The organism is Paenibacillus sp. BR1-192 (assembly GCF_029542445.1).
GTDB classification, from domain to species: Bacteria; Bacillota; Bacilli; order Paenibacillales; family Paenibacillaceae; genus Paenibacillus_AQ; species Paenibacillus_AQ lautus_A.
This window is the reverse complement of record NZ_CP120718.1, coordinates 1,136,667-1,156,734: the sequence shown is the minus strand read 5'-3', so window position 1 is coordinate 1,156,734 and position 20,068 is coordinate 1,136,667. Positions and strand designations below refer to the sequence as shown.

The 20,068-nt window shown below is 51.5% G+C and carries 23 protein-coding genes; 5 read left to right on the top strand and 18 right to left on the bottom strand.

Annotated features, from left to right (window positions below):
- Positions 1-165: 165 nt before the first annotated feature.
- From P0X86_RS05030 to P0X86_RS05015, 4 genes are all read right to left on the bottom strand, one after another.
- Entirely contained in the window at positions 166-1,632 is a 1,467-nt protein-coding gene (locus tag P0X86_RS05030; RefSeq protein WP_087569028.1) for an aldehyde dehydrogenase family protein, read from the bottom strand.
- A gap of 549 nt (positions 1,633-2,181) precedes the next feature.
- Positions 2,182-4,068 carry a C40 family peptidase gene (locus P0X86_RS05025; RefSeq protein WP_277747944.1) on the bottom strand — a complete coding sequence of 629 codons (1,887 nt, stop codon included), beginning with the start codon at positions 4,066-4,068 and terminating at the stop codon, positions 2,182-2,184.
- An 18-nt stretch (positions 4,069-4,086) separates the two neighbouring features.
- Positions 4,087-4,494: a DUF6075 family protein gene (locus P0X86_RS05020; protein WP_277747943.1), complete on the bottom strand. Its 408-nt coding sequence runs from the start codon at positions 4,492-4,494 to the stop codon at positions 4,087-4,089.
- 149 nt (positions 4,495-4,643) lie between these two features.
- Positions 4,644-5,312, bottom strand: coding sequence for an RNA polymerase sigma factor (locus P0X86_RS05015; protein WP_277747942.1), 669 nt, complete (start codon positions 5,310-5,312; stop codon positions 4,644-4,646).
- A 415-nt stretch (positions 5,313-5,727) separates the two neighbouring features.
- On the opposite strand from P0X86_RS05015, the gene P0X86_RS05010 reads away from it, so the two are divergent.
- Positions 5,728-6,279, top strand: coding sequence for an RNA polymerase sigma factor (locus P0X86_RS05010; protein ID WP_277748994.1), 552 nt, complete (start codon positions 5,728-5,730; stop codon positions 6,277-6,279).
- A gap of 152 nt (positions 6,280-6,431) precedes the next feature.
- Here P0X86_RS05010 and P0X86_RS05005 read toward each other — a convergent pair whose 3' ends face one another.
- From P0X86_RS05005 to P0X86_RS04995, 3 genes are all read right to left on the bottom strand, one after another.
- A complete protein-coding gene (locus P0X86_RS05005; protein WP_087569032.1) occupies positions 6,432-8,756 on the bottom strand; it encodes a VirB4-like conjugal transfer ATPase, CD1110 family in 2,325 nt (774 codons plus the stop codon).
- Positions 8,753-9,109, bottom strand: coding sequence for a PrgI family protein (locus tag P0X86_RS05000; RefSeq protein WP_087569033.1), 357 nt, complete (start codon positions 9,107-9,109; stop codon positions 8,753-8,755). The genes P0X86_RS05005 and P0X86_RS05000 overlap by 4 nt, the downstream gene beginning before the upstream one ends.
- Before the next feature lie 123 nt (positions 9,110-9,232).
- Positions 9,233-9,418: an aspartyl-phosphate phosphatase Spo0E family protein gene (locus P0X86_RS04995; RefSeq protein WP_277747941.1), complete on the bottom strand. Its 186-nt coding sequence runs from the start codon at positions 9,416-9,418 to the stop codon at positions 9,233-9,235.
- A 165-nt stretch (positions 9,419-9,583) separates the two neighbouring features.
- Between P0X86_RS04995 and P0X86_RS04990 the strand changes: the two genes are divergently transcribed.
- On the top strand, positions 9,584-9,835 hold the full coding sequence (locus P0X86_RS04990) for a helix-turn-helix domain-containing protein (RefSeq protein WP_277747940.1): 252 nt from the start codon (positions 9,584-9,586) through the stop codon (positions 9,833-9,835).
- 11 nt (positions 9,836-9,846) lie between these two features.
- Here the strand turns inward: P0X86_RS04990 and P0X86_RS04985 are convergent, their stop codons facing one another.
- From P0X86_RS04985 to P0X86_RS04950, 8 genes are read right to left on the bottom strand one after another with little or no spacing between them, the layout of a single operon-like run.
- A complete protein-coding gene (locus P0X86_RS04985) occupies positions 9,847-10,686 on the bottom strand; it encodes a VirB6/TrbL-like conjugal transfer protein, CD1112 family (protein ID WP_277747939.1) in 840 nt (279 codons plus the stop codon).
- Between the two features lie 57 nt (positions 10,687-10,743).
- Complete coding sequence (locus P0X86_RS04980) at positions 10,744-11,040, bottom strand: glutamyl-tRNA amidotransferase (RefSeq protein ID WP_481858275.1); 297 nt, start codon at positions 11,038-11,040, stop codon at positions 10,744-10,746.
- Entirely contained in the window at positions 11,037-12,815 is a 1,779-nt protein-coding gene (locus P0X86_RS04975) for a VirD4-like conjugal transfer protein, CD1115 family (protein ID WP_277747938.1), read from the bottom strand. Before P0X86_RS04975 ends, P0X86_RS04980 begins: the two co-directional genes overlap by 4 nt.
- Entirely contained in the window at positions 12,802-12,993 is a 192-nt protein-coding gene (locus P0X86_RS04970) for a hypothetical protein (RefSeq protein ID WP_277747937.1), read from the bottom strand. The genes P0X86_RS04975 and P0X86_RS04970 overlap by 14 nt, the downstream gene beginning before the upstream one ends.
- Before the next feature lie 47 nt (positions 12,994-13,040).
- Positions 13,041-13,904 carry an ArdC-like ssDNA-binding domain-containing protein gene (locus tag P0X86_RS04965; protein ID WP_277747936.1) on the bottom strand — a complete coding sequence of 288 codons (864 nt, stop codon included), beginning with the start codon at positions 13,902-13,904 and terminating at the stop codon, positions 13,041-13,043.
- 38 nt (positions 13,905-13,942) lie between these two features.
- Entirely contained in the window at positions 13,943-14,893 is a 951-nt protein-coding gene (locus tag P0X86_RS04960; RefSeq protein ID WP_277747935.1) for a PcfB family protein, read from the bottom strand.
- Positions 14,838-16,235 (bottom strand): relaxase/mobilization nuclease domain-containing protein, encoded by a 1,398-nt coding sequence (locus P0X86_RS04955; protein WP_277747934.1) that lies wholly within the window; start codon positions 16,233-16,235, stop codon positions 14,838-14,840. Before P0X86_RS04955 ends, P0X86_RS04960 begins: the two co-directional genes overlap by 56 nt.
- A gap of 21 nt (positions 16,236-16,256) precedes the next feature.
- A complete protein-coding gene (locus P0X86_RS04950; protein WP_277747933.1) occupies positions 16,257-16,595 on the bottom strand; it encodes a plasmid mobilization protein in 339 nt (112 codons plus the stop codon).
- Between the two features lie 477 nt (positions 16,596-17,072).
- Here P0X86_RS04950 and P0X86_RS04945 point away from each other — a divergent pair, with 477 nt between their 5' ends.
- The 3 genes from P0X86_RS04945 to P0X86_RS04935 are packed head-to-tail and all read left to right on the top strand — an operon-like array spanning position 17,073 to position 18,300.
- Positions 17,073-17,540: an IS110 family transposase gene (locus P0X86_RS04945; protein WP_277747932.1), complete on the top strand. Its 468-nt coding sequence runs from the start codon at positions 17,073-17,075 to the stop codon at positions 17,538-17,540.
- Positions 17,537-18,013, top strand: coding sequence for a transposase (locus P0X86_RS04940; RefSeq protein ID WP_277747931.1), 477 nt, complete (start codon positions 17,537-17,539; stop codon positions 18,011-18,013). Before P0X86_RS04945 ends, P0X86_RS04940 begins: the two co-directional genes overlap by 4 nt.
- Before the next feature lie 35 nt (positions 18,014-18,048).
- Positions 18,049-18,300: a hypothetical protein gene (locus tag P0X86_RS04935; RefSeq protein ID WP_277747930.1), complete on the top strand. Its 252-nt coding sequence runs from the start codon at positions 18,049-18,051 to the stop codon at positions 18,298-18,300.
- A gap of 162 nt (positions 18,301-18,462) precedes the next feature.
- On the opposite strand, the gene P0X86_RS04930 is transcribed toward P0X86_RS04935, so the two are convergent.
- From P0X86_RS04930 to P0X86_RS04920, 3 genes are all read right to left on the bottom strand, one after another.
- Positions 18,463-18,624 carry a hypothetical protein gene (locus P0X86_RS04930; protein ID WP_277747929.1) on the bottom strand — a complete coding sequence of 54 codons (162 nt, stop codon included), beginning with the start codon at positions 18,622-18,624 and terminating at the stop codon, positions 18,463-18,465.
- A 78-nt stretch (positions 18,625-18,702) separates the two neighbouring features.
- Entirely contained in the window at positions 18,703-19,647 is a 945-nt protein-coding gene (locus P0X86_RS04925) for a DUF3991 and TOPRIM domain-containing protein (RefSeq protein WP_277747928.1), read from the bottom strand.
- A 97-nt stretch (positions 19,648-19,744) separates the two neighbouring features.
- Entirely contained in the window at positions 19,745-20,056 is a 312-nt protein-coding gene (locus P0X86_RS04920; RefSeq protein ID WP_277747927.1) for a hypothetical protein, read from the bottom strand.
- Positions 20,057-20,068 lie beyond the last annotated feature (12 nt).

Here is a 20,068-nt window from a genome sequence, read left to right as displayed (position 1 = left end):
GCCCCTTCATTCTATCGAACTATGCTGGGCCAATCGCATAAATATCTTAAGCATTTGCATGGCAATCCTATAAAAATCGTAAGCGTTCTCCCAGCCTGTACAAGAAAGAGCAGCGAGGGCTTAACCTTTCAGCCCCGCTGCTCCTATATGGCTTCTTAACCTCTATTAGGCATAATTCAAGTAAACAGTACGCTTTTGGAGATAGCCCTCAATACCGTATTCGCCATCCTCGCCGCCGATGCCGCTCAGCTTATGGCCGCTGTGATGGCCCTGCATGCAGCCTGACATGCCTTGGTTCAGGAATACCGTTCCCACCTCCAGCACCTGGATTGCCTGCATCAGCTTGCGATAATCATTGGTGTACAGATAAGCCGATAAGCCAAGCTCGCTGGCATTAATGATGCTCACCGCTTCCTCGAAGCTTCCGATCCGAACAATCGGCAGGACCGGTCCAAAGATCTCTTCTCGTGCTGCAGCCATATCAGGCGTAACATTCGTGAGTACCGTCGGCTCGTACCAGTAGCCCTTCTGGAACCCGTCTCCTGTTGGACGTTTGCCGCCGGCAGCCAGAGTAGCGCCTTGTCGGACCGTCTCCTGCACGATAGCATCAATCTTCTCCAGATCCCGCCCGTTCGCCTTCGGCCCCATCGTCACCGACTCGTCGAAGGGATCGCCTAGCTTAATGGACTTCACTCGCTCCAGCAGCTTCTCCGTAAATGCATCGGCAATGCTCTCATGCACAAGCACCATCTCATTGCAGATGCACACCTGCCCGCAGTTCGCGAAGCGCGCGCCAACAGCCGCTTCTACCGCTTGATCCACATCAGCGTCCTCCAGCACAACAAACGGCGCTTTGCCGCCCAGCTCCAGAGATAACGCCGTAATGTTGTCCGACGCCGCCTTGTAGATCGCCTGTCCCGCTCTAACGCTGCCCGTAACAGTGACTAGCTTCGTAATGGGACTGCTGACCAGCGCCCCTCCGACCTCCACGCCTGTGCCCGTAACGAGATTGGCCACTCCAGGCGGGAAGCCAACCTCATCAATGAGACGGAACAGCTCGGCAGACGCAATCGGCGTGAGCTCATGCGGCTTAATGATCATCGTGTTCCCTGTCACCAGCGCCGGGCCCAGCTTGCGGCCAATGAGCGCGAGGGGATAGTTCCAGGCGCACAGCCCTACAGTGACGCCGTACGGCACCTTCTGAATCATAAGCATCTCGCCCTGACGGTTAGCCGGCAGCACATCGCCCTTCAAGCGGGTAGCCGATTCCGCCGCGTACATGAAATAAGCCATCGTATCGTCGACTTCGCCAAGCGCCTCGCGATAGGTCTTGCCTTGCTCAAGCACAAGCAGCCGGGCGAAATGCTCCCGCTCCTCTTGGATGCGGTCCACCAGCTTGACCAAATACCGAGCCCGCTCAACAGCAGGCAGCAGTTTCCACGAGCGCTGAGCTTTCTCCGAGGAGAGCAGCGCCTTCTGCACATCCTCCAGGTCCGCATCGCTGACATATCCAATCACTTCTTCATTGGCCGGGTTCAACACCTCAGTCAAGCGCCCGGAGGCCGAATCCATCCATAGTCCGTCTATATAAAGTCGATAATAGGTCGTATTCCCTTTTGTCCCCGTCATCATAACCTTCACCTCTTAATTGTAGGATTTCATCATTTTAAACTCTTCCCTCTTTTAAGCAGTACGAATATATTAATGAGGCTCTATAAATATATTAGCTTTTTTAAGCTTCATTATTCCGCTCAATACAGCCTGAATATACCCTTATTATGTGATCACGATCGATGTCTCGCGTTTGGTGGATGAGATACCTGAGAGGGTCGATAGCCAGGGAAACTCATCCGATAAATGAGGACTTGGCACCAGGTAAGTCGGGTCCTGCTCCAATTGATTCGGCCAAGCGATCGTAGAGATTTATCACTCTAGAATGCGCATAATGATTGTGCATGGTGCTTTTGTAGTTATTGTATAGTTTCTACCGATTGCCACTTGTGGCCTCACGTAATCCTGCATTTTCGGAGCATTATGGTACATGGGATTCTGGCATATTAAACGAGTCAAAAAACGGTTCGAAAAATTATGTTTTTTATGAAAACCGTACAGATCATCTGTAAAATGACCGAAGGGCTGCAGGGCTGTGATACGTTTACAGGCCACTTCACAAAACCTCGTTTAATAAATTCCGGTTTTCTCCCCCTGAAAATATGGCCTGCCATACATCACTTGAAGTTCGGCGTCGAATACTTTCCGATATACAACCTGCAAGCGACTGGAGGATGCGTCAATGACCATGCCGTTACCGGCATAAATGCCGACATGCGTTATATCCATAAATCGCCCATTTTGCTCGTAGCTCCAGAAAATTAGGTCGCCAGCCATTAGTTCATCAGCAGTTAGTGTCAGTCCGATTTCTACGATAAAACGCGCCTGCTCTGCCGCCGTTCTTGGCAAACCGACTTCCAATTGCTGATACACCCACTGAACGAGATAGCTGCAATCTGTAAAGTTGCCCTGTCCTGCCTTTAGCTGACTGTAAGGATCACCCAGCCGAGTCAACGCCATATCAACAGCCTGGCTTCCAAGCACCCCCGCTGGTAAGTCTGTTCGGACCGCCTCAAGCTCCCCGGATGACAAGCCTACATGCTCGTCCTTGCCAAGTAGCGCAAGCATCATGGGACGAAATTCGGCTGACAACAATTCGTTTATCATATCGGTCTGCTCAGAATTAAAATCATAGAAAGCCGCTTGCTGCTCTGCCGTTCGGGCTGTAATCGATAGACGCAAGACACGTTCATATTGTGTCACCTGTTGTTCCTCTGTACTTCCATCCTCCTGCTCAATGACTACCATTTCCGTAAGCTCCAGCGTCTCCACATGCGAATCGAGCTGATTCATATCCCAATAAACCGTTTGCAACAGTTCTACCCGCTTGCGATCCATCGTTGCCACGTCGATGCCCACCGTGGACATGGACGTTTTGACCGAAAAAACGGCCAATACCTCCGGCCAGTTGTCGATACGGCTGTTGTCCGCGCTGCCAACGTAATGCATTTCTACGCGATCTACATTTCCAGCCGCCTGACGTTCCTGCACCAATCGAGTCTTAAATTGTTCATCCAACTCCTCTACAATCAACGATAGCTTCTGTGTACCGGGTTCTGTATTTTCATCTGCCACGAATATGGCAAACGGGGAGGAGAGAAGCGCCGCGATGATCATAATGATGCATAGCAGGATAATAACGCTACTGCTGACTCCCATTAGAGCAGCCATTCCCTTCACCAATAGTGCTATGGCTCGAACGAGTATTTTCATCAAACGAAGATTCATGTGAGCGACTGCTCGTGCCGCATGAATCGAATGCCGAGCCTGGGTTACAGTCTGTAGCATTCGCTTCTGCTGAACATCATGCTTTGCTTCCTTACGAGCATGACCTGCCTCTGATGCGGAGAGATGAACAGACTTAATCGTGCGATCCACCATCTTAAGCGCTATCCTCTGGCGAATTGTTCCTTTCTGTTTCATCTTCTCCGCTAACGGAGAAGCCGCCGCAGCGGCCATCCGCCGCGGCGCATATCCTTTCACTTTTACGTTGTGGGCCGCTTTGATACTGGCTGTTGCATGTCCAACCCTCTTTTTCCCGGCTGGTTGCCTCTCAGGCAGGTGTTGACCCACCGCCTTTCCAGTTAAGCGCTGCGATTTCCGCCTTGCGTTTCGTGGTTTCATCCCGTTAATTGGCCACCGCATTAATCGGATAGGCATGCTCGCCCGCGAATCTCGGTCGGCTTCTGGATGAGAATGATATGCCTGATCGACAAGGTGCCATCGCTTTCGGATAATGGTTGCAGCTACCATTGATACACGTACGATGCTTCCTATTGCTCGCTGCATATTCGCATCATTGCGGTCCTGTATCTCCTCCGAAGTAGAACGAGGCCGCTCCTGCTCTCTGTAGCGGGCGGTGTTGTTCCTTCGAAGTACCCCTCTCTGGAGTACGCGAGCCTGCTTGTTAATCTGCTTGATCGACTTGACGATACGTTTGGTTTTTAGCTTTTTCACCGCTATTACCCTCCCTACCTACCGGCTGCGTTCTGCTTTGAACTTAACGGGAGGGATTTGAACCTTGCAGTATTCGGGATAGCGAAGACGGATTGCTTCAACAAAGTAAGGAGCAAAACCACAATCGAAAAGCTCGTGCGGAGTGGAATATCGTTCCGCTCCAGCCTGGCTCCAGCCATTCCAGAGATTAAATGCCAAGCGGCAAGTACGAACAGAACTGCCCGTTTGCCACGGGGCGGACAAGCCCTCCGGTTTAATCCCCCCGTTGGAAAAATCGAATACGTCGTGAATGTGCGCGCGGGTATCCTTCGATAAACCCAGCGTGTAAAACAATGCGCGATGGTAGGCGTCGGCGTTCTGACATTCATTCAGCATTCGATAATAGAATGCTGCGTGTTCGGAGTCTAGGAATTGAATAGGCTTCATGGGCACTCTCCTCTCAAAATAATCGATAGTAGCAAGTAGGCAAAAAAAGTCCTTCTACTATCCGTTTCATTTTGGAGGTCAAATCGGGCACTCTTTGTTCTATTTATTATGTTTCAAATGCTGTTCTTTCTACCGACCTCACAGCTTATCTACTCCGATTTCAATAACCGTGCTAGTCGATGAAGTCCCCGTTCAATCGACTTACGAACGGTACTTTCATCAATTTGCTCCGATCGCGCGATCGCTACTTTGCTCATACCCAACATATAAAGCGCATAAATGCGTTGCACCCATTTGTCCGGCAATTGACACAGGGCTTTGTACAATTCTTCACGGGAAGCCTTATATAACAGCAGCTCCTCTGGAGAAGCCGTATTGTACAAGGCTTCTTGCTCAATACCATCCTCCCGATTCAGGGAGAAATAGGCACGATTACGATATCGCTTTAAAATATATGCGTTTTCATCTAATTCAAACTGTCTCAGTTCACGAGCCATCTCTTCTTCTACCTCCACCCAAACATCCGTTTGATAGAAGGGATAGATTTCGCGCAGGTTGACTTTTAGCTTCATTATTACCGCCTCCAGATTGGTTTTTTTGATAAACCAAACCGGAGGCGGAGAACGGCAGCCCTTGCTGCTTGCCCATCGCTTCCTTCGACGTTCTGGCAAACAAAAAGAACCTCCAGCTTGAGAGGTTCCGGCACCAACATATTTCGGCCAACGAATAACCGATTGACTCAAGAAAGCAGACTGCCCACTACCGGCAGCAAGAAATCGGAAAGTAACTAAACGATCGTGCGTTCGAGGAGATCGCATATCTATCAGCTCCTGCCTGCAAGGCAGCACCACTGTGATTGCTTGTCTCGAGTTGTCTTGGCGCTAACCGAGATGCAAATGATGGATGATCGAAACCTCAAGCCTGATACTCCACTTAAATTATTTAGTTCTAAAAGACTATTGGTTGAAGAATCTAAATTAGGTTAATATTCCCTTATATATAATGTCGCTTTATAGTCGCAAAATCACATAAAACGTCAAAAAATTATTGCTCTATGACGAAGGGATTAGGGATTCGACACCATATATCGGGAGTGTCCGCTCGCAGGAGGCACTCCATCTAGGAATGAACAACGCCTTTGGAACCAATTTAGATTACGGAGGGGATTTGCCAGCCGCTCCGTTCCATTAGTCGTTGTCTTTGTACCTGAATTAGAAGGAGGACGCGAATTTGATGAAGCTCAGGAGTAATGAAACGTTTTTCGTGGATGTGTTTCGCAAGTATTTCACCCGAGTTTTGAACTACTGCAAGAGGCTAATGAGGGGACAGGCTATCGAGATGGCCGAGGAATGTGCGCAGAACACCTTTGTACAGGTGCAAGAGAATATCACGGCCTTGCAGGCTCATCCTAATCTAGCGGGATGGTTGTGCAAGACCGCGAGGAATCAAGTGAACGCTTATTACCGGAAGCTCTATCGACGACGAAAGTACGAAATTGCGATCAGCGACAGCATAGCCAATCAACTGACAGCCAATAGTTGTGAATTGTACGAGGTTTTAATCGGCACATTGGACATGAACAAAATGGTTCGTCATGTCTTGCAGCAGCTCAGCCGCACGGAAACGGAATTTTATGTGATTACTTCAAGGATCACCTTTCCATACACGCGCTCAGCCAAAAATACAACCTCTCGAAAACGGCTGTCACAACGCGAATCTATCGCTTGCGAAAAAAGATCAAGCAAACGGCTCGCCAAACTCTCTTTGGATAGCTGGAATACTTGATTCTACGATAAAATGGGAGGAACCTAGGCCCAGTGCCACAGTTCCTCCCTTTTGAGGTTTCATCATACTTTGAACTGATTGTTACTTAGCGAGCGCATTGGCATGGCGGGCAGCTATCTAGCTCAAGTAGAACGCGGCGAAATCAGGCATGTTTATTCCCCTGGCTTCGTCGTCATCAATTGATACAGCATTGTGTCCCGCGGGAACTGATCGGCGAAGGGTACCAACGAGTTGCCGATCTTCATCAATCCGTTTCCGGCGTCCACATTGGTAATGTAGGAGAGCTGCAAGTCCGAAATGTTCAGCAGCTCAGCGAGCTCCTTCCGATCGGTGCTGGACTGGTTAAGCATCACGATAAATTCGCTATTAGCCAGCATCGTTCGGGCGGTATGGCTTTGCAGCAAATCGTCCACGTTCTGCGTAATGCCCGTACAAAAAGCACCATACTTTCGGACGCGCTTCCACAAGGCGTACAGAAAGTTAGCGCTATATTCGTGCTGGAACAGCAAATAGATTTCATCAATGAAGATATACGTGTTTTTGCCCTTTACCCGGTTTTGCGTGATGCGGTTGATAATGCTATCTAGCACAACCAGCATCCCAATCGGCAGCAATTGTTTGCCCAAATCCAATATGTCGTAGCTGATCAGCCGATTATGAACATTCACGTTGGTCGGTTGGGCAAAGGTGTTCAGGCTACCCGACGTGAACAATTCTATCGCGAGTGCGATGTCCTGTGCCTCCGGCTCCGCTTGCCTAAGCAGCTCCGCATGGAAGTCTCGTAGCGTCGGAGGCTCCCCCTTATACTGGCTCTGCAAAAAACTTCGATAGACACTGGCGGTGCAACGGTCGATCAGCGATTTTTCCTTCGCCCCGAGCGGATACCCGCCCATCAACTGCTCACACAGCGACAACACAAACTCGGACTTCAGAATGATCGGATTGGCTCCGTCGCCATACTGCCGGTTCAAATCCATGGCATTAATGTGGTTCGGCGATGTGGCCGAGATATGAATCGTCTCGCCGCCAAGCGCCTTCACCAAGGCGGAATATTCCCTTTCCGGGTCGATCAGGATCACATCATCGTCGCTTGCCAGCACCTGATTCACGATTTCCCGTTTTGCCGTGAAGCTTTTGCCGGAGCCGGGAACGCCCAAAATAAAGCTGTTTCCGTTAAGCAATTGCTTGCGACTGGCAAAGATCATGTTTTTGCTGATGACGTTCTGCCCTTGGTAAACGCCGCCGGGATGCATGACCTCCTGGGCGCGAAACGGGATGAAGACTGCCGTGCTTTCGGTCGTGAGCGTCCGCAACGCCTGTACCTTGCGCAGCCCATACGGCAACACTGTATTCAGGCCGTCCATCTGCTGGAAGGTCAGCGGAGCAAGCTGGCACAGATGCTTGCGGGCTGTCGTCAGTAAGGCTTCGGTATCCTGGTCAAGCTGCTCCTTGCTCTCTGCAATATGCACCATCGTGAGTAATCCGAACATCATTCGCTGATCCCGGGTGGTCAGGTCGTCCAGAAACTCCTTGCTCTCCTTGCGCTGCTGCTCCATGTTATAAGGGATAACCGCCGAAAAGTTGTTGTTCTTATTTTGCCGCCGCTGCCAGTTCGTAATGTTGGTCTCCACGCCAAGCAGCCGGTTTTCCACCTCCCTCACCGCCTCGTCGGTCGGGATCGGGATGACATCGAGCGACAGCAGCAGGTTTCGATTCAGGTCGCACAGCTCGGCAACCATGCTGTCCTTGATATAGCTGGCGTATTCCCGCAGGAAGATCACGCGGCCGTAGAAACGCCCCATCCGAAAATGATCCCGCTCAAACTCCAGCGTATCTGGACAGATATAGTCCTTGAAATCATGCCCCTTGCGCATCGTTTCCGACAAATCGAAACGAAATCCGCCCTCTTCGCCTATTCGGTAAAAATCATGTAGTCTGCGCAAGCGATCCGTCGCATTCAGCTCCGTACATTTGGAGCCGAGCCGTGTAAAATGCCCGGACAACTCGGCACCGATCCGCGCAAAATATTGCCGCGCTTCCTCAATGTTCTTTTTTGCAATCGAGACGGTGATATATTTTTCCTGATACGTTTCATTGGCACCGGTCGCTTTGTCGAGCAGCATACGATTATATTCTTCCCGGTACGAGTCTAAGCCGTCCTCCCGCAACGGGATCAAAATCGAATCGGCCAGGTCCGTCCGGTTCAGTCGGCGGTTGTTGATTGTAATTTTCGTCGTTGCACCGCTGTCCAACGAATTAAGCAACTCTCCGTATGCGAGGAACATCGCTTCCTTGTCCTCTCGTGAGGCCACAGCATAATTAATATCCTCAAAGCAAAAAGACTTAGAAAATTTGTTGCCAACCAAAAAAATCCCGTCCGGCCACATGGCTCGAATCGGGATCGCTTGCTGAACACCCTTTGGAACGACAAAACGTTCCTTGTCTTGGCTCAGGATGCGCTTGAGCGTTTTAATCATCGTGTCTCCTCCAGACCACGCTGCCGTAGCTTCACCCGCAACGCTTCAACATAATGGTTGGTCGAATGGAAGACGAGCCGCTTCGGCATCAAAAACTCCGACTTTATATACGCCCATAACAATTGCTCTGCGGTCATGCCGTGATACTCAATGAAGCCCAGCGCGGCGTAAGGAGCAGCCCCCAGGATACACATCCAACTCACCGTTTCGATTCCAAAATGGTTGCGTAAGCCAAAGTACAGGCCAATCGCCGCTCCTACAGCCAAAACAGAAAAAAAGAACTGCCGCAAGGACAGTCCAAAGAATAAGCTTTCCGTATACGCCCGGATCTCCCGGTTAATTTTGATCTCCATCTGCATCACTCCCAAGCTAACGATTAATCAGACCACGAGCCCTAAACCTTGTTCATCTTGCTGCTACTCTAAAAAAACTGACAATGGGGCAGTAACTCAAATGCCCCTGCCCCCTTCCTCCCTTTATCTCACCGTATGACGTCGTTTGGCCTTTCTTTGTTGATATTGAGCAACCAATTCATCCACAATACGGCTTTGTTTCTGAACCTTTGGATTTTCTGCCAACGGAATCGATTGTCTTAACGATTCTGCTCCAAGTTGGTTCAGTTTTTGCCGTTCCTTTTCCAATATTTTTTGAAAGCGGCTCATTCATCCACTACTCCTCTTTTCGGTTTACATACCCATTCGTTTGTTAATAGTAGACAACGAAGGGGGATTTTAATGCGATTATCGGTTTATTTCATTTTAATTCGATATTCGCATTAAAACAACCATGCCATTTCGTACAATGTAAACCATTGTGAGGTGTCCACCATGAAGCATCGAAAAGACCCGCCTGGCGATAAAAATATTATCGGTTCCCGGGTGGTTGCCATTCGCAAAGCAAGGAAGATGAAGCAAAAGGAATTTCTGGCTCGACTGCAAACTTTGGGTCTTGATCTCAGCCCGACCAGTCTGTCACGACTAGAAGGTCAAGATCGACTGGTACAAGACTACGAAGTACTAATCATTGCCAAAGCCTTGGAGATTACTGTCGGCCATTTGCTCGGCGAGGAAACGGAGTAAGTTTCCGTTCTCTACAAGCCCATCATCTCTCGCACGACGCGATCTGCCATTTTGACAACGCCAACTAGTACGAGCATGTTAAAGATCAATTCACCAATATAGGTCCAAATCATCGACACAGCCCCAGTTCCATCCGCAACGGCAGGTGGCGCTTCGGCAAAGGCGGAATAAATGATGCAGGCCAGCACAATAATGGCACCCTCTAGGCATGCCGCCGCATATCCCTTAAGAAAGGAAGTCCCGATGCTTTGGCTCGGCTCCCCCGCGTAAGCCGATAACGGAACCGGTGCAATCGCGGTATACAAGTAGATGCGGAAAAACCGGCCATATACGGACAGAATCATAATGAACGACAGCACGGTAATAAACAGGCTGCCAAGCAAGGAGACAATCCACAACGGGATGCTCTCCCAAAAACCGACTTCCTCAATCGCCTGTGAAATCGTGCCCGGCAGACTGATTCCTTCCATCGCTCCGAAGCCGGAGTTCCCCATGATGGTCGATATGACGCCCTGCACAATCGTGAACAGCCCCATCATCAACTCCAGCCCATAGGTCACAACCGCCTTGGCGAGAATAAAGCGAATAAACAGCTTGACGGCCAGTTCTGGCCGCTTGATTTCGGCAAAATTACCCGCCGTCTTCATCACGCCGACCACAAAAAACAGCACCAGCAGCGCAAGACCGGTCGCCTGCAGCGCACCGTGAATATCCGTGACCACCTGCCAGATTGCACCACCCTTAAACTCGGCTGGCGACTGTGTGACAAGCTGCCAAATCTCGTTCATCTTGTCGTTCCAGGTGTTCAACGCGTTCTCCAGATTTTCTTCGATCCAACTGTTTTTGGACATGCACTCACCCTTTAGTCCTGAAGGGAAGTAGCGAGCGCTCCCCTCCGGCATGATCGGTTATCCCGCGATTAAAGCTAGAATTTCCTTCGTAAATGTAATAATGACGCCGCCCGCCAAGGTTAAAAATCCGTTGGCTCGTTGTGATGGGTCATGCGACTTGAGCGACAAGCCAATTTGAACGATGCCGAATCCCAAAATAATCATCCCCACCGCTCGAATCAAGCCAAAAATGAAATTGGAGAAGTTATTGACTGTCTCCATCGGATCGCCTGCGGCATAGGCTGTCGAGGCCCATAGCGTTCCGAGCCCAAGCATCATGCCGAACGTCAGAAACCCTTGCGTTTTACGCTTCAATGCCGATCATCTCCTTGTAAAATCAACTCTTCCAGCTCGCTCTCTGACAGCAATTCATAGTCGCCGTGCTCATGCAGCACTACTTTCGTCCAGTCCACCACATGCTCCGCCCCGCCGTGACGATAGGCTTCTCCTTTGCCGTCCAGCGTCAATGACACGTTGGGATGCCGAAGCACGTCATACTTCTCATCCAACACTGGCCGTTCGCCGCGGATAAACAAAATCGCATAACGGTTGTCCAGCAGCCGAACCTCATCCGGCGTCAGCAGCTCCCGGCCTGTTTGCTGATAATTAATCGAATAACTGCCATTGCGTCCTCTGCTGAGTCCATACGTATTCGTGTCGAGCGTCTCCTTGCCCAGCAACTCCGAGACATACTTATGCGTGGATTGCTCATTGCCGCCGAGATACAGGAACAGGTCGCAGTTGCCGACAATCGATTCCCATTCATCCTTGTACAATGCCTTGAGCTGCGCCAGATTTTGCAGGATGATGGACACCGAAATTTCCCGGCTGCGCATGGTCGAGAGCAGCTTGTCGAATTCTGTTGGCAATGCGACGTTCGCAAACTCGTCCATCACGAAATGGACATGAACGGGCAAGCGCCCCCCATGCCGATAATCAGCTTCATACATCAAACTCTGGAACAACTGCGTGTACAGCATGCCGACGATAAAGTTAAAGCTGCTGTCGTTGTCGGGAATGACAGCGAAGAGCGCCGTCTTTTTCGTGCCCATACCGGACAAGTCCAGTTCATCCACCACACTCATGCCTGCAATGGTTGGCAGATTGAACTTCTCCAGCCGTACGCCGAGACCGATGAGGATGGACTTGGCCGTCTTACCTGCTGCCAGCTTGAAAATGTTGTATTGCTTGACTGCCAGATGCTCCGGCTCGCGCATGGCCAGCCGCTCGAACAGTTCATCCAGCGGGCTTTGATACGATTCATCTTCTTCGCGAACCTCCGCTGCGGCTATCATCTCCATCACCATCGGGAAATTTCGCTCCTCCGGCGGCGCTTCGTAGAGCAGGTACAGCACAAGCGCCTCCAGCAGCGCCGTTTCGGAACGCTCCCAAAACGGATCATTCGTATTGCTTCCCTTCGGTGTCGTGTTGCGAATGAGGTTCGTTACCAGCTTTAGTACGTCCTTGTCGTCCCGTAAGTAGGCAAACGCATTGTAGCCGTGCGACAGGTGAGGGTTGATGAGATCCAGCACCTTGATATCGTATCCTTCTGTCTGGAGCAAGCCGCCGGTATCCCGCAAAATTTCTCCCTTGGGATCAAGCACTACAAAAGACGTTGCGGCCTGCATTACGTTCGGCTTTGCATAAAAGCGCGTTTTACCGGCTCCCGAGCCGCCGACCACCAGTACATTCACATTTCGCCGATGCTTGCGGCCGTCAAGGCCGATCCGAACGTGTTGCGTCAGGATTTTGTTTTGCTCCAGCTCTTTACTTCGGTATATGGCATTGAGCTGCTTTGCTTTTCCCCAGCGGGCGCTTCCGTGTTCTTCGAACCTTCGATAATTACGCTGTGAGGATACATACACGCCGATACAGAGGGCATACGCCAGCGTAAAGAGCAACAGGCTGCGAGGCGTATCCTCCATCCAGCGAATATGGAGGGGATGCTCCATTGCCGTGCTAAGTTGAAGCAGAAGCGCGGGCAAGCCGCTGGAAAGAGCAGGCGCGGCTTGCAGTGCCAGCCAAATGACCGGCAATAAAAAAAACACAACGAGTATAAGCTGACTCGTTGCGGAATTAGCGCGCCGCATGCGGGCTCCGATGCTTCGCTTTTCTATAGGGGGCATCAATCGTTTTCAGCAGCAGATCATCGACGGCATCTGTCGGCCGCCGCTCTCCGATCAAGCCATTACGCAGATTATTCAGGGCGTTGATGACAATGCCATGCTCATAATGATCCAGGTTAAGAATACGCTCGTCCTCTTTCATCGTCCTTCCTCCCGCGTCATCGAAATGTTCATTTGTCAGGCATAGCGTTAACGAGCCGTGTCACTGCGATTCGGCTGCTGCTGCCGCAATTGGCCTAGCAGATGGTACATCCGGCTATTCATCGTGAGGGCCGTGTCCCGGATAACGGCAAGCTCCGCACGTATCTGTTGCGGCTCCAGTCCTTTCAACCCTTCTACCGACCGGTTAAAGCGAAAGCCCGCTGTCTCCACACCGAACTGCTTACTTAGCATATAGGCCACGCTGTACGCTTGGGTCTGATGCTCCGAGCGGCTGTAGTCTGCCTTGCCCTGGTCCATTTCCGCATGCGCCAATTCCTGCGCAAGCGAACGAAAAATATCTCCGGCTGACAGCCCGCGGCGAATGACAATCTGCCCGGCATCCGGCTGATAGAGGGCATGCTTGTCTGCCGGCAAGGCATCGCCCATCTGAACCGGAACCGGTGAACGATGCATCAGCGCCTTGATGCAGGTGCGTTCGTCTGGCAGGGATGGCAAAGCCGGCTTCTCTCCAATTACCTGGGCAACATCAAACATTTTTTTCGGATTATAGCTTATCGCTGTATGGCCATCCTCCCGTTTATACGTCTCGCCTGGCTCCAAAATATAAAAGCCTGTCTCTTTCCGCCGAATGTGGTAGCCCATTGCCTTCCAGCCTTCAAAATCGGCAATCCGCGTTGCCTCTGGCCGCTGAGCCATGATGAGAAGCGCATTGGAAACACTGTACCGGCCAAAGCGACTTTGCACATCCAAATACTGTTGAAGCTGTTCGCCGGTTTGCACGACCGCAACCGTGGTCGCGTCAATGGTTTCATATGTCCATTGACGTAGCTCCTGCTTTTTCTGGACCCAGCTCTCCTTGTCGAAGGGCTTGTCTTGTTCAGTAGTGGTCATGGGTGGAGCTTCCTGATGGAACAAATCATCCCACTCGCTCATTTGACTTTCCCTCTCTTCCGATTACTGCGCTTGGGTGTTTCGACCGGAGCATTCACGGCAACAGACGCTTTTCCCCGATCTTTTCGCTTGGACAAGCTCGGCTCCTGTTCCTGCTGTTGCTGCCGTCGCTTCTCTGCAGCGCGGTTCTCTTCACGGATCTCGCGTAGCAATTGCCGCACGGACACTTTCGGCTTCGGCTGTTCAAGAATCATTTCGGATGCCTCGCTGTGCGCGGAGGTAGGCGCGGACGGAGAGAGGAGTTCCGTCTGGTTCTGGCTCTCGGCTTTGTTGGGTAGGTGGAGCTGCTCCGACTCCGCCGCTTCGGCCACCGGCTCCTCCTCGTTTCCCGGTGGTTCGCTTTTCGGCACCTCGTTTCCCGGCTCCACCCCTTCCGGCGGTTCCGGCTTTCCCAGCAGCTCGTCCAAAAATTCCTCGTTGATCGCCGATGCAGGAACCTCTGGTTGCTCGGCTACCGGTTCTTGATGCTCCACAGCTCCCATCGCTCGTTCCGCTTCCATGCTACTCGGCTGCTTCTCCTGACGAGCTTGTTCTATTTCCTGCTTGATGCTGGCCGTATCCACGGTAGCCAATTGGAAGCGTTCTACAATCCGGTTAATCTTGGAGGCATCCTCGGCGCGCACCATCACATCGCACAGGCCATCCACATTCTTTTTGTCCCGCAACGCGCAATACAGGACACCATAGCGCTTCGCTTCCTTGCAAAAGGTGGGCAAGTCCTCATTCCGCACGGCAAATACCTTCAGTTCCTTCCCGCTACGGAGCAGATTCTCCAGCCGCGTGCGGCCTCTCGTCTGTTTTTGCCCTTGCAGTACGGCGAACAAATAGGCCGCGAGATGCTTTGCGCCTTCGCCAGATATTTTCGCCATCATTTCAATGCCGCGCAGGCTCATGCTGACGACCTGATCGGCCGCCTCGTTTCCGCTCATGGGCTTCTACCTCCTTGCGCCTGAATTTTTCTTCATGCTCTTCTTGCTGTTGCAGCTTGTTCTTGATGGTATCGGAGCGCGCCAAAATGCCCGTGCAAAGCTTCACCTCCTTTCGAAGCTGCGCCAGTTGCCGGGAATACGCGGCGACCTGCTCCCGGTACACCGCAATCTGCTCGGGTTGTCGGCAACTACGCAAGCGTCTGCGGCAGCTTTTGCGATCAAGACTCAGCCCCTTCATCTCAGCTTTTCGGGCTTCAATATAGCTAGTCAACTGCCCTCGGCTGGCTATCCGATGACGACTGAGCAACTTGGTTTGTTCAATGATCTGCGTCAAGTGACGCAAATCCTCCCTCAACAAAAAAGACGCTCGTCTCGGAGACGAACGGTAGCGAGGCACAATGCCCAACGCATACAGATAACGGAAATACAATGCATGAAGGCCGGAAAGCTTGCGATGCTTGACCGGGCGTTTTCTACGAACCACCAAGGCGCGCTTACGTTTTGGAAGCGGAAGAGCTGATTTTTTCTTGGGCAACGCACTGCCCAAAATACGTTGCTTGATCCCTTCCTCCCCGTAGGCTTCGCCCAAGGTACGTAAGCGAACAAATCTTTCTTTACCTGGTGGACGAATGGCCACATGCTTGACATGGGCCTTGATTTCGTAGCCCCTTGCTTGCAGATGCGCATAAAATTGACTCATCGTCCTTGCCCGCGCAATAGCGGCGTCCATGTCCTCACGAATGACACCGCGCCATGTCGGCTTGCTTTCTTGATCAGCTCGCCATTCCCCGTACTGCCTGGCTTTGCCACGCTCCGGCTGCTCGATAACGGATAAGGCATGCTCCCGGCATAGCTGGTCGGAGGTTTGCCGCATCAGCGCATAGGAAGCCATATTATCGTAATAACGTTTGCCATCCATGAAGGAGACGGAATTGATAACAAAGTGATTGTGTAAATGATCTTTGTCCAGATGGGTGGCTACGACCACTTCAAAGCGTTCCCCCCAAAGCGCTTGCGCCAGCTTCACGCCAATGGCGTGCGCCAGCTCCGGTGTCGTTTCCCCCGGCGCAAAGGACTGGTAGCCATGAAATGCGACGATGCCGCCTGTTTTCTGAAACCGCTTCTTGGTTCGCTGCATTTGCTCATGTGCGCTGATGGGATCACAATTGATACCTCTCACATAAAGTTGCCGCTCTGTTTTCGCATTCGAGCTAGTGTAGGCAAGTGTCTGCTGCAAGCCATCCGCTTCCATACGTCTCTGATCCGTTTTATCTGGATTGACGGCGTAGTTCAATACACGCTTCAGACGGTCAGTCACGTCCCATATCGCGGTCGTAGCCATATTGCTTATTCCCTATGTGGTTCAAGAAGGTGCACTGCGCGACTCCGGCGCAGTCACCGCCTCTTGAATCCGTTGGACAGCGCGGCGCAAATCATCCGCTTCACGCTGGAAGGAAGCGTGATCCAAATGACCAGTCGTATGCGCCTTCACTGCAAGCTGATTCAGATTATTGCCGATGGCGTGAAGCTCGCGCAGCATGGTGTAGTAATCCAGAGGTGGCAACGTTTTGGGGACATAGCCGTTAATCAGAGAGCGAAGGTAGGCTTCCCGTGACAGACCCGACTGTTTCGCTTGCTTTTGAAGCCTGCGAACCTCTTCCTGATTGACCCATACTTGAATGCGAATGCTTCTTTTTCGCATGTTTCAGCTCCTTTCAGAAATAAATGAAGGTAGTCTTGAAAAAAGACATCATTTAGAAAAGACTGTTCCTGATGCATCCATTCGACAAGTAAGCATGATGAACCGCCAGGCGGGGGTATTAGGGGCAAGCCCCTAACAAGCGAATTTGGGAGACCAAATTCAGTGCTTGCTGCAACGTTACACGTTGCCCCAAGGCACCTGCCGGGAAAAAGAGGGGGACCGCGAGCAAACAAAACATTCATGACCCAGCCGGGTCACAGGCTATGATGAATATCTCATCGTAGCTTTTTCTTGTGATTTTTAAGATACTGAAGTTGACCAGGTCAAGTTCGTGTTCTTTTGCGGTGGATCTTACCCCGAAAACAAAACTGAATGGACAACCTTCGAAGCACAGGCTATTGGACTGCGAGTCCGGATAAAAAAATTTCACGTTTCAGGTTGTCTTCCTGGTTTTCATGATGGAAGGAGCGCATTTGTATGCTTGAAGCCATTCTGGAGCGTTGTGCCGGTCTGGACGTACACCAGGAATCCGTCGTCGCTTGTGTGCTGTCTGGTCCGCTCGACCAAAAGCCCAAGTGCGAAATTCGCACGTTTGGCACGATGACCGACGAACTTCTGGCCCTTGGCGAGTGGCTGTCGGAACAAGGTTGTAGCCAGGTCGCCATGGAAAGTACCGGCGTATACTGGAAGCCCGTCTGGAACGTGCTGGAAGCCTTCGATTTCGATCTGCTGCTTGCCAATGCGCATCATATCAAGAATCTCCCCGGTCGCAAGACCGACATCAAGGATGCCGAGTGGATTGCCAAGCTACTTCGCTGCGGTCTGATTGAGAACAGCTTCGTTCCTCCAGTCGATATTCGCGAATTGCGTACCGCAAGAAGCTGGTCCAGGAAGCGACAGCGGAGAAAAATCGTATTCACAAGCTGCTGCAGGATGCCAATGTGAAGCTGACCTCGCATATGTCCGACATCTTCGGCGTTTCCGGTCGCCTGTTGCTCCAGAAGATCGTGGATCACGAGGTCATCACGATGGATTTTCTGGAGACGCACATGAAGGGTGCGCTGAGGCATAAGTCTCCCAAGCTGCTTCAATCGCTTAACAGCCGCCTTCGCGCCCACCATCGCAGCATGATCCGTATGTCTTGGGAGCATTTGCAGTACATCGAGTCTTCCGTCGCTCAGATGGAGGCGCATATTCGTAACTACACCCAAGACAAAGAGGAGAGCTTCAACCTGCTGCTGACCGTACCGGGAGTCAACGAAAACGCGGCGGCCGTGATCATCGCCGAAATCGGAACGGACATGAGTCAATTCAAAAGCGACCACAGTCTTGCAGCTTGGGCAGGTATGAGCCCGGGCAATCACGAGAGCGCGGGTAAAAAAAACGACAGCGGGCAAGGTCCGGAAACAGTCAGCTAAAAGCGATTCTTTGCGAATGCGCATGGGCGTCCTCCATGACACGAAATACAAGGCTTTCTGCCCGTTATTGGTCATGGGTCAAACGATTGGGCAAGAAGAAAGCGCTGGTTGCACTGGGCCATACTTTGCTTCGAATCGTCTATCATCTCCTGCTTCATCGCCGTCCGTATCAAGAGTTAGGACCCGATTACCTGGATCGACATTGCGCTGAACGTCAGCTTCGCAAGCAGTCTCAATGGATTAAACAGCTTGAAGAAAGCGGCTTTTCCGTCACCAAATTGGCTTAGGGAATACTGATTTTATAACCCCCCAAGAACTTCCATACCGGCAGTTCTATTTTTGCATGCTTTTTGAAGACAGTACGTGCATGGAGATATTCATAAAAAAAGACGCCGTGCGAACAGCGTCTTCGTGAAAGCATCATTCCATTCAAATCGGCCATAACCGACTCAACGTTCCTTCAGATTGATCTGGTTACGTAGATCACTCATGACCTGATGATGGTCATATCGCGTCTTGTCGCTCAGCACTTGCTCCTCTGCCTCCATAAGTGCTCGGACAATCTTTTCCTCATCCAGACATGGCTCACCCTGCTCGTCCGTCGGTTTCATCCGCTAACCTCCAATCCCCTGAAATGGTTACCTTCTTATTATGGCTTGCGAGGAAATCACAGGCCATTGTACGACGCCCTAACGAGAGGCAGCCTCACGCTGTTTTCTATACGCCATCAAGTCGTCGTTTACATCTTTCCTTGCGGGCGGCGCATTCACAGTCAAATACGTCTGACCAAGCTGTTGTTGAATCATCGCCGCAGCTAATCGCCCCGGCTCGTCATTGTCCAAATGAAGCGCCAGCCGTTTGATTTGCGAATAGCGCTTCAAATAGGAAAGGAGAGCAACTGGAATCGCTGACTCACCCTTATCTGCTGCGGGGCCGTGAATTCCGGCAAGCGACAGGAGATGGGCTTGCCTCCAATCCTTCCCCTGGAGTTGCGCCAGCGTACAGTACGACAACAGGTCAATGGCGCTTTCAAACAAATGCAGTTCGGTACTGTCGCCATCAGCCGGAAGCGAAAATGCATGCCGCTTATCGCTGCCCGGCACTTCCCCCATATAGCGAGTGCTCGTCGTTCCGCGAATTGCGGCGTAGCGGGGGGTGAGCTGTTCATCGAAACCGACGAATACCGCATTGTGATAATTTCGGCTCTCATACAAGCGGCCTGACTGTATGCAAGCCTCAAGGATGTCATGGGCAATACCGCGCTTTCGCAAATAGGCCATGACCCGCTTGGCATCCTCATAAGGCTCGGGAAGTTCGAATTGGGCGGAGGGACTCACCTGTAAATCGGCTAGCGGTTCGGGGGAAGACACCGGAATCTGCTCGTCGATATGCATCACAGCCTCGGGAAACGTCATCCCTCGCACCTTGATGAAATAATCCAAGGCCGAGCGCCCACCAAAGCCGCGGGACCACCAGAACCATTTTCCGTTGGATATTTTCAAGCTGCCGTGGGTGCGCGTCGTATACGCATTCCGTGAACAACGCACCAATTCGTAGGGCTCGAAATATTGCAGGTACGTCAGCAAGTCCCATTGCTTCGCATGTTCAATCTGCTCCTTGCTCACATAGGCCATCGACTCGCTCCTTCCGTCAACATCTTTATTTCACACCAATAAAGCCTGCTACCGGACAGCAACAGACTTGTTAAATTCAGCTTATTCGTTTCGACGGCTATAAGGCCCCCATTTTTTTCAGGTAGGCATAACAGTCCATGTGTCCTTGCCAATAGAACGCCATTCGCTCCATTCGCTCGGTTTCGTCCAGCGTCTTGCGAACCTCCAGCCATGCCTGATAGTCCGCATCGCTCGGAAAAATACCGGCATCGCCGTCCGTCATGCCTTTGATAAAGGGATGCTCCATTTGGATATCCACTCTGCGCTGCACCCACATCATGTAGGCCGTTTCGCTTCGCAAACGCCGAACGACTTCATTGTCCAACTCGTCGTATTCTTGCTCCAATATTCTCCATACCCCTTGCTCCATGCGCGCTCCTCC